Genomic DNA, 13,307 nt, shown 5'->3' with positions numbered 1-13,307 from the left:
CAAATTGGTTTGTGCGCGGGGTGTCGAGGTAAAATCACCCCGCGCGACACTCAGTCGAGTGTATTATTGAAGGTCGCACCATATTCGACCTGGTTTCTCTGCAAAGTCAGAACGCTGGCATTCTCAATTCGCCCTTCGTTCAGTCCGGCGAAGCCATGAACATTGGTGAATACGGTTGGAAAGCCCACTTCTTGTACAGCAGCGCTGGTTGAGAGTAGCAAACCTAAACCAGCCGCCAGGACCACGGACGTCATTGTACTGGTTCGCTTTTGAATCCGGTCGTCCCTCCCAAAAAGACGAATCACAGATGTTCCTTTTCTATTGCGATTGTAGGGAGTACGGGAGAAATTGCCTGACACCTTGACCAGTGCCCGGGATTAGTTTTGGCAATCTGCAAGATTTGAAGATTTCTTGTAGGAATCCTCTTCACCTCGGCTCCAACCTCGCGAAGTAGGAGGCGGAATGACGGACGAAAGTAGCAAAATACGGGATCAGTCCTTACCCCTTGTCAGAGCTTCAGTTGCTGCTCCGGTTGTCGGCGCTCTTCGTAATGTCGGCATTGAACCGGCATTTGTGCTCGGCCCGCTTAGCCTGAACGAAGCCCAGATAATGGACCCTCTGAACTTCCTGCCGCACGATACAATCTACCAAGTCTATCTCGCTGTCGCCGAGGCCACATCTCCGGATTTCTGTGCCCAGGTCGGGCAATCTGTCGATCTTGTCCAGTTCCTGCCTCTGGGCGACGCGCTTGCGGAAGCGCTTACCCTTGGGGACTTCTTCACGAGGTTCACACAGGTGGTTTCGAAGGAGTCCAACGCTGTGACTCAGTCCCTTTTTGTGGAAGGTGAAAACGCTTATTTCAGCGCCAAAAGGAATTTTCAGGTCTCGACTTCTCCCGGTCAAACCGATGCGTTTCTGACCAGCATATGGATTTCTCTGCTGCATAGAGTGCTGGATTTCAGGTGGGACCCCACTCAGATTATTCTTCGTGTCAGCGACCCGGACGCATTGCCCAAGCAGTTTCATGGCGTGCAAGCCGTCAAATGCGGACCACAAGGGTTTTCGATCAGGTTTCCGTCGAACTGGTTGAGCTACCGGTTGTTTCCGGAGGCTTTGGAAAACCCACCAAACCTCAGAATTCTGGACAGGGATCTCGCGGCTCCGCAGGATTTTCTGGCCGGGCTGGAAGGTTTGATACGGGTTCATCTGGCGGAGCCGGGGTTTGGTGTGGATGAACTGGCCAACCTGTGCGGGTTCCATCGGGAGACGCTGAACAACCGATTGGAACCTTACGGTCAGACGGCCTCGCAGGTGATCGTGCGTCTCAAACAGGAAGCAGCCGAAAGCCTACTCATCAAAGGTTGGAAATCCGTTGGTGAAACAGCACAAAGGCTCGGATATCGCGATCCCACCGCGTTCTCTCGGGCGTTTCGTAAATGGACCGGTATGTCACCGGCAGCCTTCAAGAAATCAAACAAGGAGGACTGACAATGGTCCTAAACATAATCTTAGGCCTGCTGTCGGCATTTTTTCTATTCGCGTCATCCATCAAGATTTTTGGCTGGCAGAGAAAGGTCTTTGAGATCCAGCTGGACATGATTGAAAGCTACGGCCTAAACCGGCAAATCATGTTCCTGGTCGGATGCGCCGAGTTGTTCGGGGCTACCGCTATCTGGTTCCAGTCTTCCTGGATTGGACCGCTTGGAGCGTTGGCTCTGCTTGGCACTTCGATTGGCGCGATTTTCTGTCACCTAGTATTTGACACCTGGAAACAGGGCGTTCCGGCGATGATGACAGGAACGATGTCCGCTTTTGTTTTGAGCACCGGGTACTCAAAGCTTTTGGATCTTCTATAAAATCGATTACCGTAGTGGGACCGGACATTCGCAATAATGGCGACGGAACAACCTCAGCGATCCTCTGTTTTTCACTTTGCAAGACCCGTTTTCCGCGCAACGCCGCCTTTCGTACCCGATGCAGCATCGGTTGGATTTAGGCTCGGAGCGGTCATTGGCTGCGGTTTGATCGAATGTCGGCTTTGGGCCGTTCGCGTTGCTCGACACAAAAGGCGGGAAACAGCCATTCGCCGGGTTCATGCAAACGTCTACAGCTACTCGCATACCAGATGCCGCCTAAAAGGCAGAACTTGCATATGCAGCGAACGGCGTCATTGATGCGCCGCCGTATAGCTCCAATGTCTATAGTTGGGAACCCGCGAAAGATTGAGTAGGGCGGCTCGTGTGTTCATCATGCGAGAATGTGAACGGGTGTCTGAGTGATGGAAGTAGATCCGTATGTGTGTTTTGTGTGGTATGAATTGATTTTAGCTCGCAAAAATCAATTATATGTAGTTGTTTGAGTAATTATTTAGTCGGACAGCTTCTCCGCCATCACATTCCCGAACATTTTGGCACGCGACTGTGCTTTTTCAGGTCTCAGACGCCGCCAACCGCTGGTAGGATTGCCATCCGCTGCTTTGCGTTGTGGTGGTTTGTGCTTTGCGCTTTGATAGTGGCAAACAAGGAGGGAGCTTTGATGCTGACGTTGGATCACTTGGCTGTAGCAGGCGAAACGCTTGAGGCAGCCGTGGCGCATGTGGAAGCTGCGCTGGGCGTTAAGATGGGGCCTGGTGGAGAGCATGAGCATTTTGGCACACACAATCGGCTGATTGGCCTTGCCGACGGGCTGTATCTGGAGGCTATTGCAGCCAATCCGGCGGCCGGGGCTCTGCCGTTTCCGCGCTGGTTTGACCTGGACCGGTTGCAGGGCGCGCCGCGTTTGGGGAATTGGATTTGCCGCACGGATGATATGGACAAAGAACTGGCGCGGTTTGATGTGGATGCGGGCAATGTGATGCATTTGACGCGCGGGGATCTGCGCTGGCGAATGGCGGTGCCGGACAGCGGTGTTCTGCCATTTGACAACCGATTTCCCGCGCTTATTCAGTGGGATGTAGTGGTGACACCGGCAGAAATTCTGACACCCTCTGGTGTGGCACTCACACGGCTGGAAGTGGCGCACCCTGATGCGGAGGCGCTGAGAGTCTGTGTTGGACTGACCGACTCTCGGGTGGAGTTTGTGGCCGGTGATCCTGCATTGCAGGCCACCTTTGACACCCCAATTGGCACACGGGTGTTGCGGTGATCCTACGTGACGCAACGGGGGCCGATGCCAGGGCGATTGCCGACATCTGGAACCGCGAAATCCGCGACGGGGTCAGCACGTTTAACACTGTCGAAAAAGAGCTGGGGGCGATGAAGACCGCGATTGCGTCAGAGGCCGTGTTCAAGGTTGCAGAGGATGACGGTGTGGTACAGGGGTTTTCCACCTTTGGGCCGTTTCGGAGCGGCCCCGGCTATGTGCGTACCATGGAACACACAATTTATCTGGCAGAGCGTGCGCGGGGAAAAGGCGTTGGGCGTGCCCTGATGGATGCCTTAGAGGCTGAGGCCAAAGCGCGTGACGTTCATGTTTTGGTGGCTGGCGTAGGCGGAGAGAATGCCGGCGGCATTGCGTTCCATAAACAGCTTGGCTTTGTTGAGGTTGGGCGGATGCCTCAGGTTGGGCAAAAATTTGATCGCTGGATGGACTTGGTGCTGTTGCAAAAAATGCTGTGACGCAGCACTGGCCATTTGGTTAAGAAGCGCTAAGGTGGCGGCATGTCAATTTGGTCCCGCATATCGCAGGCGTTGTCTGCTCTGAGTCAGGGGGAGTCGCTCTCCTCTGTGTTTGATCATCTGCGTGCGCCGCCGGAGCGGTCCGTTGCCTTCACCATCGCGGTGATCGCGCTGGGTGCAAAGATGGCCAAGGCGGATGGCTTGGTGACGCGCGATGAGGTCACGGCATTCCGAGAAGTTTTCCAAATCGCGCAAAAGGACGAAGCTAACGCCGCCAAGGTGTTCAATATGGCGCGTCAGGATGTGGCTGGTTTTGAAGAATACGCCACGCGTATCAAAGGCATGTTTGGTGCGGTGCATGGGCGGCCGGATGATTTGATGGAAGGTCTGTTTCACATTGCGGTGGCCGATGGGGAATATCATCCAAATGAAGATGTTTTCCTGCAGCGCGTCGCCGAGATCCTTGGAGTCGAAGATCATGCGTTCAAAGCTATGCGCGCGCGATTTGTGCCTGACGCCGAAGCGGATCCCTTTACGGTTTTGGGCGTGACGCCGGAAATGTCGATGGAAGATATCCGCAAAGAGTGGCGCCGCCTGGTGCGGGAAACCCACCCAGATGCGATGATTGCGCGCGGCGTGCCGGAAGAGGCGGTCAAGATTGCCGAGAAACGCATGATTGATATCAACCGTGCCTGGGACCAGATCAACGAGGCGGCGTGATGCGTATTGCCACGTATAACGTGGAATGGTTTTCCAGCCTGTTTGATGATCAAAATCAGTTGCTTATGGATGACGGCTGGTCTGGTCGTAAAGGTGTCACACGCGCGCAGCAGATTGAGGCCGTGGGGACTGTGTTCACTGCGTTGGATGCGGATGCGGTGATGGTGGTTGAGGCGCCGGATCAGGGCAGCAAGCGTGATACGGTTTTGGCGCTGGAGCGGTTTGCAGCGACGTTTGAATTGCGAGCCGACAAGGCTGTATTGGGGTTTGCCAACACGACCCAGCAAGAGATTGCGCTGTTGTATGATCCGGCGACGTTGACGCCTACGCATGATCCGCGCGGGGAGATCACGGGAAAGCACGGGGCCACGGGCGCGCCGCGGTTTGATGGCGTGTTGCGGCTGGATCTAGACGTGGATGCCAAAGAGGATTTGGTGGTGTTTTCCAAGCCGCCACTGGAATTGGACGTGACAACAGCGGAAGGGCGCAAGCTGCGTGTGATTGGCGCACATTTGAAGTCCAAAGCGCCGCATGGCGCGCGCAATCGCGATGAGGTGATGAAAATATCCATCGCCAACCGGCGCAAGCAATTGGCGCAGGCGATCTGGCTGCGACGCCGGATTGAGGAGGAACTGACGGCGGGGGAGGATGTGATCCTTCTCGGGGATTTGAACGACGGCCCTGGGCTGGATGCGTTTGAGGACCTTTTTGGCCGCTCGTCTGTGGAAATTTTGTTGGGCAGCAACGATGGCGCGCGCATGTATGATCCGCATGCGGCGATGGCGTTGCGTCACAAGTTGGTGGCACAACCGACCACAGCACGGTTTCATCTCGAGCGTGAGGGGCGTTATTTGAACGCGCTTCTGGATTACATCATGGTGTCAGAGAGGTTGCGATCGGCGAACCCACGCTGGCGGATTTGGCATCCGTTTGAAGATCATACATGCTGGGACATGCCAGAGCTGCGTGACGCGCTGTTGATGGCATCGGACCATTTTCCAGTGGTGTTGGATATCGATGTTTGAGTTGAGTTGGGAAAAGCTGTCATGAAAACCTTGAAAGCTTGTGTGGTGTGTGTTGGCCTTTGTGCTCCTGCGGGGCTTGCGACAGCAGAAGAGACTGACAATGGTCGCAGCCTGATAGAACAGGGTATGGAGCTGTTTCTCAAAGGGTTGCAGGACGAAATTGCGCCAACCCTTGATGGGTTCTCTGCTTTGGTGGAAGAGATTGGTCCGGGCTTGCAGGGCTTCCTAGAGGAAATGGGGCCAAAGCTTGGCGCGGTGTTTTCCAAGGTGGAAGATTGGAGCAGCTATCACGCGCCGGAAATGCTGCCCAATGGCGACATCATCATGCGCAAAAAGACACCGGAAGAGATGGGGCAGCCTCCGGAGGATGAGGCCTCAGGTGGTGTCGAGCTGTGAGAGGGCCAAGGGGGGCTTTGCCCCCGTCACACAGGTGTGATTCCCCCAGGATACTTGGGGCAAGAAGAAGCCATCCAAGCCGGCGCTTGAGCGTTAATCTTTCAGGCGCACGCTGCTGGTTGCGCCGAGGGCATTGGCCAGCGCGTTGAATCGGGCTTCGGCCACTTCGCCATAAAGGGGACCCGTGCTGGCGGGCAATTTGAGGTGCAGCTCGGCCTTTTTGGGGTGGTACTTCAGCGTGCCCATATTGTCGCGGTCTTGTTGCCACAGCATGGCGCCAAAACGCATGGCTTTGCCAATCACCTCAGCTTGGTGCTGCTCTTTGTCACTCAAAATCTGGGCAAGATCCTCAAAGCGGGTGCCTTCGGATTTGTTGCGGTAACGATGCAGCAGGGACAGGCCGAGAAACACACGTTCCTCATGTTTGAGGCCGCCAAGATTGGCGCGGGTGGTGCTGTCAAACACGGTTTCGGCTCGATAATCGGGATGCGCGCGCCAGCTGACATCGTGCAGGTAGCAGGCCGCTTTGATCAGTCGTAACTGTTCCGGCTTGGCGGATTTGAAGATCGGGAAGATGAATTTGTAGAGCGATTTGCCAAAGCCGGGGATGCGGGCGTCCTTGGCTTCCATAAAGCGGCAGGCTTCGATCAGCGGGTCGCGTTCGCGGATGCGGTCGGGCATTTGCTCATAAAGCACGCCTTCGCGAATGCCATAGGAGCTGATCGCGATGTCATGCGGTTTGAAGCGGCGCAGTACGCCTTTTAGAACTTCGATGGCCAGCGGCACCAGCGCCATACGGGAGCTGGACACACCGCAGCGGCCGCGTAGTTCTTCTGGATCGTGTTCCTGAATGTAGCGGGCGGTGTCGCGCACCGAGGTGGCGGTCATGCGGTATTCGTGCAGCACCTTGAGCGGGTAGCCGCGGCGCTCCATGTCGATGCGGGCAATGGCCCGCCAGGAGCCGCCCACCAGGAACAGGCGGTTTCGCTGATTGCCCATCTGTTGATAAAGGTCATCCAAGGTGCTGTTGATGAAGTCGCGGCGGCCTTTTTTGCCACCTTTCAAGTCGCGAAGTTTCAGCGGGCCAAGCGAGGAGGTGACACGTTTGCCAACCTGACCGTCGTTGATTTCGGCCAGCTCCATCGATGCGCCGCCAATGTCACAGATCAGACCATAGGCACCCGGCCATCCAGTGAGCACGCCTTGGGCGGATAGTCGCGCCTCTTCGGCGCCGTCGATGACATGGATGTGCACGCCGGTCGTGGCCAGTACTTCGGCGCAGAAATCCGGGCCATCAGAGGCTTCGCGCACGGCGGCTGTGGCGACTGCGGTGAGACCGTTGAGGCGCATGGAATCCGCCAATCGCGCAAAGCGAGCGATGGCTGCCAATGCCCGTTCACGCCCTTTGGGGTTGAGTTTACCGGTGTCGGCGATGCCAGCGCCAAGGGCACACATGATTTTCTCGTTGTAGAAATAGGCCGGGCTACGCGCCGCGCCGTCAAAAACCACAAGGCGCACCGAGTTCGAGCCGACGTCGACCACGCCAACCCGCGAGAGGGCGCGTGCCTCGAGGTCTTCAAAAATAGGGCGTTCAAACAGGCTATGGTCCTGCTGCGGATCGTGGGGCATGGCGGTCGTCTTACGTCAGGTGCAGAGTTGTTTGGTGGCGCAACATTGCGCCACCCTTGAAGTGGGGTCAATCATCCGTATGGGTCAATTGAGGCACATCTGATGCCCCTGCAGAGCCGCGTCCAGAGAGTGACGGGTTTTCCATGAAGAAGCGGTGGCAGTTGAAGGCAAATTCGCCTTCCGGAACCGGGGTGCGGTCAAAGCTGCCGTCTGGCTTCATCACCCAACTTTGGGCCACGTCAGCCATGTTGGCGGCCATGACCTGGGACATCATCTGGGCTTTGACCGTGGCGTTTTTGACTTCGACTAGGGTTTCGACGCGACGATTGAGGTTGCGGCCCATCCAATCGGCAGAGGACATGAAGACCCGCGCTTTTTTGGTGGGTAGCTCGTGGCCATTGGCAAAGCAGACAATACGGGAATGCTCCAGGAAGCGGCCAACCACGGATTTTACGCGGATGTTGTCAGACAGGCCTTCGATGCCGGGGCGCAGGCAACAAATTCCCCGCACGATAAGCGAAATTTTCACGCCAGCCTGTGAGGCTGCATAAAGCGCGTCGATGACCTCCGCCTCCACCAAAGAGTTCATTTTCGCCCAGATCGCCGCTGGTTTGCCTGCGCGGGCGTTTTCTGCCTCCTGCGCGATCAGCTCAAGCAACTTGGGTTTCAGGCTGATTGGGGAGATGGCGAGATTTTCCAAAGTGTCAGGCTCGACGTAGCCGGAGAGGTAGTTGAAGACGCGGTTTGCGTCTCGTCCCAGCGCCGCGTCGCAGGTGAACAGGCTTACGTCGGTGTAAATTTTTGCGGTGATCGGGTGGTAGTTGCCGGTGCCGTAGTGGGTGTAGGTCACCAGTTTCTCGCCTTCACGGCGCACCACTGTGGAGATCTTGGCGTGGGTTTTTAGATCGAGGAAACCATACACGACATGGGCGCCCGCCCGTTCCAGACGGCGGGATTGGCGGATGTTTGCAGCTTCGTCAAAGCGGGCTTTGAGTTCGACCAACGCTGTTACGGACTTGCCGTCCTCGGCTGCTTCGCAGAGCGCTTCGACAATTGGAGAGTCCTTGGAGGTGCGGTACAGCGTTTGCTTAATGGCCACAACATTGGGGTCGCGCGCGGCCTGTTGCAAGAAGCGCACCACCATGTCGAAGGTCTCATACGGGTGGTGCAGTAGCATGTCTTTTTGTTGAATGGCGGCAAACATGTTGCCGTCAAAGTCCTGCACCCGTTCGGGCACGCGAGGGGTGAAAGAAGGCCACAACAGGTCCGGGCGATCATCGATCACCATTTCCTTGAGATCCGCGAGGCCAATCATGCCGTCAATGTCGACGACCTCGTCGCCGGTGACTTCAAGCTCCTGCATGATGAGCTTTTTGAGGCCTGCAGGGGCGTCGGACGTGATCTTCAGGCGCACAACTTCGCCGCGGCGGCGGCGTTTGAGCGCCACTTCAAATTCGCGCACCAGGTCTTCGGCTTCATCTTCAACTTCGAGGTCGCTGTCGCGCAGAACGCGGAATGCACAGTGGCCTTTGGCCTTGTAGCCGGGAAAAACACTGTCCAGATGCAGGATCAGAAGTTCCTCAAGTGGCAAGGCGCGGATGGTGCCTTCAGCGGACGGTAGAAAAACAAACCGGTCAATCTGATTGGGAATTGGCAGCAACGCCTTGAGGCTGCGTTTGTTTTTCTTGCGTTCAAGCTGCAAGGCCAGCGTGAAGCCGGTGTTGGGAATGAAGGGGAACGGGTGTGCCGGGTCGATGGCCAGCGGCGAGAGCATTGGGAAAACGCGGTTCATAAAGACATCCGCGAGGAACGTGAGATCGTCGTCGGTCAGGGCATCGCGTTGCAGGATGTGGATGTTTTGCGTTTCCAGCTCGCTGCGCAGGCTGTTGAACATCCGCTGTTGCTCTTGCAGCAGGTTGCGGGCGTCGGCGTTGATCAGCACAAGCTGTTCGGCGGGGGACAGGCCGTCTTGGGCTGGATTGTTGTGGCCTTCGCGGACCAATTCCCGCAGGCCTGCAACGCGGACGGTGTAAAACTCATCCAGGTTGGTGGCGGAGATGGACAGAAAACGCAGGCGTTCCAACAGCGGCACCCGTGGATTTTCGCTTTCTTCAAGCACACGCCAGTTGAAGCTGAGCCAGCTTAATTCACGGTTGAAGAAACGGTCCGGTCCGTTGCGGTCCAAATCGGGCAACGCAACAGGGGCGGGGAAGTCGGATTTTAGAAAGTCAGCTTGGGTCATGTCACTCTCATGCCATTGGCAGGTAACGAGAAGATGACTTTAGGCGGGAAAATGCGAAGGGTCCAGAGAGCTGCGCAAGGCAGGGTGTCGCGGGGGGTCAGTTTTGCTCCAACACCCGCTTAGCCAGCGCCTTGGTGATGGGGCGTTTTTCGCTTAGGGACAGCTGGTCCAGCGCTTCGACAATACGGGCGACATTGGCAAAGCTGCGGTCCATATGTTTCGCAATGTAGCTCAGCACGTCTGGAGTGGGCATCAGTTGGCGGTCGCCAAATTGCTTGGCCATAACCGCCATAAGCAACATGTCGTCCGGTTGGTCCAGCGTGGCCACCGTGGTGCCTTGCATGCGACTGAGCAGGTCTGGCAGGGTTAATCCCCATTGCAGAGGGGCGCCGTTGCCGGTGAGCAGAAGGGTGTTGCCTTCAGCCAAGGTCAGGTTGTGCAAGTGAAAGAGCGCGGTTTGTACCATGGGCAAGTCCGCGATTAAATGCACGTCTTCGACCGCAACCGGGGTCTTGGCCAAAGCCGGAACCGCCTCTTTGGTAAGTGTGGTTGCTGCCACGATCTGTGCGCCTGACAACACCGCCCAAACGTGGGTCAGATGGGTTTTTCCGGCACCTGCTGGGCCCGCAAGCACCAGTTTGCCACCCGCCCAGTTGGGCCACAGGTCGACAAGCCCAAGCGCCATGGCGTTGGCCGGGCTGACAAAGAAGTCATCACGCCCCAGGGCTGCCCGGACGGGCAGGTCGAAGTTCAGCTGCTCAGCCATGTGGATTTAGTCGACGTCCTGTGCGCTTGCTTGATCTATCTCACTGCGCCCTTTGTAGAGCGTGGAGGACATGTATTGGCCGGTGACAAAACGTGCAAGCACTCCAAGTGCCGCGGCGACGGGCACCGCAACCAGCATGCCGACAAAGCCAAACAGCGCGCCAAAAACCGACAAGGCCAAAAGCAGCCAGACCGGATGCAGGCCGACGGATTTTCCAACCAGTTTAGGGGTGAGGACATTGCCTTCGATCATCTGGCCGGTGGCAAAAATTGCGGCAACGAGGCCAATCTGCAGCCAATCGCCCCAGAATTGGAAAAGTGCAAGGCCAATGGCCAGTGCGCCACCGATGAGGGCGCCGAGGTAGGGTATGAAGGTTACAAGACCGGCGATGAAGCCCACCACAAGGCCGAAATTTAGCCCCACAATGATCAAGGCGACGGCGTAGTAAGTGCCAAGGATCAGGCAGACGGTGCCCATGCCGCGCACAAAGCTGGCCAGAGTTTTGTCGATGTCTTTTGCCAGGCGGCGGATGGTAGGGGCGTGGTCGCGGGGCAGGAGCGAGTCAACTTCGGCCACCATGCGGTCCCAATCCAAAAGGAGGTAGAACGCCACGACGGGTACAATCACCAGGAGGACTACCACATTAATGAGTGAAGCCGCCGAGCTGAGCGCGGACTGCAGGAAGTCTCCGCCGCGATCCTGTAGGAAGTCGCCGACTTTCTGCAGGGATTGATGCATCATCGAATCCGGCTGCAACAGGCTTGGGAAGCGTTCAGCCACAAAGGCTCGGAGCTGCGCAAAGGCCTCTGGCAGGGTTTTCACCAGTTCTTCAGTCTGCTGGATCAAAGACGGGATGATGGCAAGGATGCCGACCACAAAGATGAGGACGCCAAATAGCGTGATAACAGTTGTCGAGGCCGCACGGGACAGGCCTTTTGCCTCCAGTTTGTCGGCCAGCGGATCGAGGAAGTAGGCAATGGCGCCGCCCAATACAAAGGGCAGCAAGACATCGCCAAGCGCCCAAAGCACCACGGCAAAGACAACTACAAAAATTCCCCAGAACTGGAACTGTTTGTGGGCGGGAAGGGCCATAAGCGCTGAACTCCGGTCTGTCGCGTTGGCCACAGTGATTGCGCATGGCGGCAAGGGTTGCAAGCCTTTGAAGGAAAAGCCCGGTTAGCGTTCCGTCAACGCGCAAAGATCCGCCCGCCGGATTGGCTTGGCGAGGCAGTGGTCAAACCCCGCATCCATGTAGCTGGCAATGTGCTCCGGGAAGACATTGGCGGTGACCGCAACCAGTTTGGGAACCGTCGCGAGACGGCCTCTTTTTTCGTGTGACTTGAGTGTGCGGGCGATCTGATCGCCGGTTATGTCTGGCATGCGGATGTCGATAAACAGTGTGTCAAAGGTGTTTGAGAGGGCCTGGCGGAGGGCGGTTTTGCCATTGTGTGCGCTGATCACTTCGGCGCCCATGCTTTCGAGCATACGGGACAACACCATCCGGTTGACCGGGCTGTCATCTGCAACGAGGGCGCGCTTGCCAGCAAATGCGGTGGCCATATTGGATCCCTGAAGGTCTTTGCTGTCGACGTCTTTGGCGACAGGCATGGGCACCCAGGTTGTGAAGGTGCTGCCTTTGCCGGGGGTACTGTGGACCGTGATTTGGCCGTCCATCAAGGCGATCAGTCGTTTGACAATTGGCAGCCCGAGACCGGTGCCGCCTTTGCGGCGTGTAACCGAGCGATCTGCTTGGGAATAAGCTGAGAACACCTCTGGCAATTGTTCGGGAGGCATGCCGCAGCCGGAATCCGTAACTGTTGCGCTGATGGTATTGGGCCTAGCCTCCAGGCGAACGTGGATGGTGCCTGTTTCGGTGAACTTCACCGCATTGCTGAGCAGATTTCCAAGAACCTGGCGTAAGCGGTACTCATCCCCCATACGCAGCGCGCCGTTTTCCGTGTCGCTGGCTTCAACCATCAGTTTTACGCCTTTGCATTCAGCGGAGGCGCGATGCAGAGCAATAACGTCCACCACAGCGGCGCGCAGGTCAAAGGGGCGGTGTTCCAGATAAAGTTTGCCGGCGTCGATCTTGCTGAGGTCGAGTGAATCGTTGAGCGTGCGCAGCAGGCCTTGGGTGGAGCTGTCCATGGTGCGCAGCAACTCTGGCACCAGCGTGCTCTGATCACCTTTATCCAGTTCGGCTGACAAAAGGTCCATAGATCCAATAATGCCATTGAGCGGAGTGCGGATTTCGTGGGCCATATGTGCCAGGAAATCTTCACGGGCATGAGCGGCATCTTCCGCTTCGGTTTTGGCAACTTCGGCGGCGCACAGCGCAACTTTCAAAGCAATTTGTTCATTCACACACAGAGCCAGTTGGTACAGTTTTTTTTGCTCATCCTCTGTCCAAACGCGAGGGGCATCGTCATTAGCGCATAAGGCGCCGATGCACGTGCCATCTGGCAGGTTGATTGGCATGCCTAGATAGGCAATCACGTTAAGTGTTTTGATAGCACCGTTGTGTTTTAAAACAGGGTGTTGGCGGGCATCAGATACAATCAGTGGACGACCCTGGGCGCGTACATGTTGGCAAAAGGAATGGCTGAGGGGTGTTTGGCGGGCTTGAGCCCATGGAACGGGCAGGCCGACATGGCTTTTGAAATATTGGCGGTCCAAGCCCGGTTGCACAATGGAGATCAAGGCGACGGGCACATCCAGAATCGAGCGGGTCAGCGTTGTCAAATTGTCGAAGGCGGATTCCATCTCCGCGTCGACAAGACCGAGGTCCGCCAACAGCGTGTCGTTTGCGGGCTTGGGATCAATTCTTGATGCCACCGAGGTGTTCATTATCTGGCTCACTTATCAACATATCGGAAGAGGGGTGTTGAATTCCCTTGAGTGTTTGCGCTGCA

13 protein-coding genes are annotated in these 13,307 nt (G+C 56.7%); 7 read left to right on the top strand and 6 right to left on the bottom strand.

The genetic code is table 11. The features are described from left to right. Window positions 1–50: 50 nt before the first annotated feature. Window positions 51–305: a hypothetical protein gene (locus JXR15_RS07655; RefSeq protein ID WP_422052640.1), complete on the bottom strand. Its 255-nt coding sequence runs from the start codon at window positions 303–305 to the stop codon at window positions 51–53. A gap of 157 nt (window positions 306–462) precedes the next feature. On the opposite strand from JXR15_RS07655, the gene JXR15_RS07650 reads away from it, so the two are divergent. The 7 genes from JXR15_RS07650 to JXR15_RS07620 all read left to right on the top strand — a co-directional run bounded on the left by JXR15_RS07650 (window position 463) and on the right by JXR15_RS07620 (window position 5,758). After that, complete coding sequence (locus JXR15_RS07650) at window positions 463–1,488, top strand: helix-turn-helix domain-containing protein (protein WP_422052639.1); 1,026 nt, start codon at window positions 463–465, stop codon at window positions 1,486–1,488. Further along, window positions 1,437–1,856, top strand: a complete 420-nt coding sequence (locus JXR15_RS07645) for a DoxX family protein (protein WP_422052638.1) — start codon at window positions 1,437–1,439, stop codon at window positions 1,854–1,856. Before JXR15_RS07650 ends, JXR15_RS07645 begins: the two co-directional genes overlap by 52 nt. A 682-nt stretch (window positions 1,857–2,538) precedes the next feature. After that, on the top strand, window positions 2,539–3,144 hold the full coding sequence (locus JXR15_RS07640) for a VOC family protein (RefSeq protein ID WP_422052818.1): 606 nt from the start codon (window positions 2,539–2,541) through the stop codon (window positions 3,142–3,144). Next, on the top strand, window positions 3,141–3,617 hold the full coding sequence (locus JXR15_RS07635) for a GNAT family N-acetyltransferase (RefSeq protein WP_422052637.1): 477 nt from the start codon (window positions 3,141–3,143) through the stop codon (window positions 3,615–3,617). The genes JXR15_RS07640 and JXR15_RS07635 overlap by 4 nt, the downstream gene beginning before the upstream one ends. A 42-nt stretch (window positions 3,618–3,659) precedes the next feature. After that, window positions 3,660–4,337, top strand: a complete 678-nt coding sequence (locus tag JXR15_RS07630; protein ID WP_422052636.1) for a TerB family tellurite resistance protein — start codon at window positions 3,660–3,662, stop codon at window positions 4,335–4,337. After that, window positions 4,337–5,362, top strand: a complete 1,026-nt coding sequence (locus tag JXR15_RS07625; protein ID WP_422052635.1) for an endonuclease/exonuclease/phosphatase family protein — start codon at window positions 4,337–4,339, stop codon at window positions 5,360–5,362. The genes JXR15_RS07630 and JXR15_RS07625 overlap by 1 nt, the downstream gene beginning before the upstream one ends. A gap of 21 nt (window positions 5,363–5,383) precedes the next feature. After that, window positions 5,384–5,758 (top strand): hypothetical protein, encoded by a 375-nt coding sequence (locus tag JXR15_RS07620; protein ID WP_422052634.1) that lies wholly within the window; start codon window positions 5,384–5,386, stop codon window positions 5,756–5,758. 93 nt (window positions 5,759–5,851) lie between these two features. On the opposite strand, the gene JXR15_RS07615 is transcribed toward JXR15_RS07620, so the two are convergent. The 5 genes from JXR15_RS07615 to JXR15_RS07595 form a co-directional block, all read right to left on the bottom strand. Next, the gene (locus tag JXR15_RS07615; protein ID WP_422052633.1) at window positions 5,852–7,387 is read right to left on the bottom strand and encodes a Ppx/GppA family phosphatase; all 1,536 of its coding nucleotides are present in this window, start codon (window positions 7,385–7,387) and stop codon (window positions 5,852–5,854) included. 67 nt (window positions 7,388–7,454) lie between these two features. Further along, window positions 7,455–9,629, bottom strand: coding sequence for an RNA degradosome polyphosphate kinase (locus JXR15_RS07610; RefSeq protein WP_422052632.1), 2,175 nt, complete (start codon window positions 9,627–9,629; stop codon window positions 7,455–7,457). A 97-nt stretch (window positions 9,630–9,726) separates the two neighbouring features. Beyond that, on the bottom strand, window positions 9,727–10,395 hold the full coding sequence (locus JXR15_RS07605; protein ID WP_422052631.1) for an HdaA/DnaA family protein: 669 nt from the start codon (window positions 10,393–10,395) through the stop codon (window positions 9,727–9,729). A gap of 6 nt (window positions 10,396–10,401) precedes the next feature. Beyond that, the gene (locus JXR15_RS07600; protein WP_422052630.1) at window positions 10,402–11,487 is read right to left on the bottom strand and encodes an AI-2E family transporter; all 1,086 of its coding nucleotides are present in this window, start codon (window positions 11,485–11,487) and stop codon (window positions 10,402–10,404) included. An 84-nt stretch (window positions 11,488–11,571) separates the two neighbouring features. Further along, window positions 11,572–13,242: an ATP-binding protein gene (locus tag JXR15_RS07595; RefSeq protein WP_422052629.1), complete on the bottom strand. Its 1,671-nt coding sequence runs from the start codon at window positions 13,240–13,242 to the stop codon at window positions 11,572–11,574. Between the last annotated feature and the right edge of the window lie 65 nt (window positions 13,243–13,307).

It is taken from the genome of Shimia sp. (assembly GCF_049116215.1).
Taxonomy (GTDB): Bacteria; Pseudomonadota; Alphaproteobacteria; order Rhodobacterales; family Rhodobacteraceae; genus Shimia.
The sequence above is the reverse complement of the archived record's forward strand: the minus strand, read 5'-3'. Positions and strand labels throughout refer to the sequence as shown.

What these genes read in the sequence shown, in the direction of transcription:
- JXR15_RS07650 (WP_422052639.1), top strand. Translation starts at nt 463, where the DNA reads ATGACGGACGAAAGTAGCAAAATACGGGATCAGTCCTTACCCCTTGTC.
- JXR15_RS07645 (WP_422052638.1), top strand. Translation starts at nt 1,437, where the DNA reads ATGGACCGGTATGTCACCGGCAGCCTTCAAGAAATCAAACAAGGAGGA.
- JXR15_RS07630 (WP_422052636.1), top strand. Translation starts at nt 3,660, where the DNA reads ATGTCAATTTGGTCCCGCATATCGCAGGCGTTGTCTGCTCTGAGTCAG.
- JXR15_RS07625 (WP_422052635.1), top strand. Translation starts at nt 4,337, where the DNA reads ATGCGTATTGCCACGTATAACGTGGAATGGTTTTCCAGCCTGTTTGAT.
- JXR15_RS07620 (WP_422052634.1), top strand. Translation starts at nt 5,384, where the DNA reads ATGAAAACCTTGAAAGCTTGTGTGGTGTGTGTTGGCCTTTGTGCTCCT.
- JXR15_RS07615 (WP_422052633.1), bottom strand. Translation starts at nt 7,387, where the DNA reads ATGCCCCACGATCCGCAGCAGGACCATAGCCTGTTTGAACGCCCTATT.
- JXR15_RS07610 (WP_422052632.1), bottom strand. Translation starts at nt 9,629, where the DNA reads ATGACCCAAGCTGACTTTCTAAAATCCGACTTCCCCGCCCCTGTTGCG.
- JXR15_RS07605 (WP_422052631.1), bottom strand. Translation starts at nt 10,395, where the DNA reads ATGGCTGAGCAGCTGAACTTCGACCTGCCCGTCCGGGCAGCCCTGGGG.
- JXR15_RS07600 (WP_422052630.1), bottom strand. Translation starts at nt 11,487, where the DNA reads ATGGCCCTTCCCGCCCACAAACAGTTCCAGTTCTGGGGAATTTTTGTA.
- JXR15_RS07595 (WP_422052629.1), bottom strand. Translation starts at nt 13,242, where the DNA reads ATGAACACCTCGGTGGCATCAAGAATTGATCCCAAGCCCGCAAACGAC.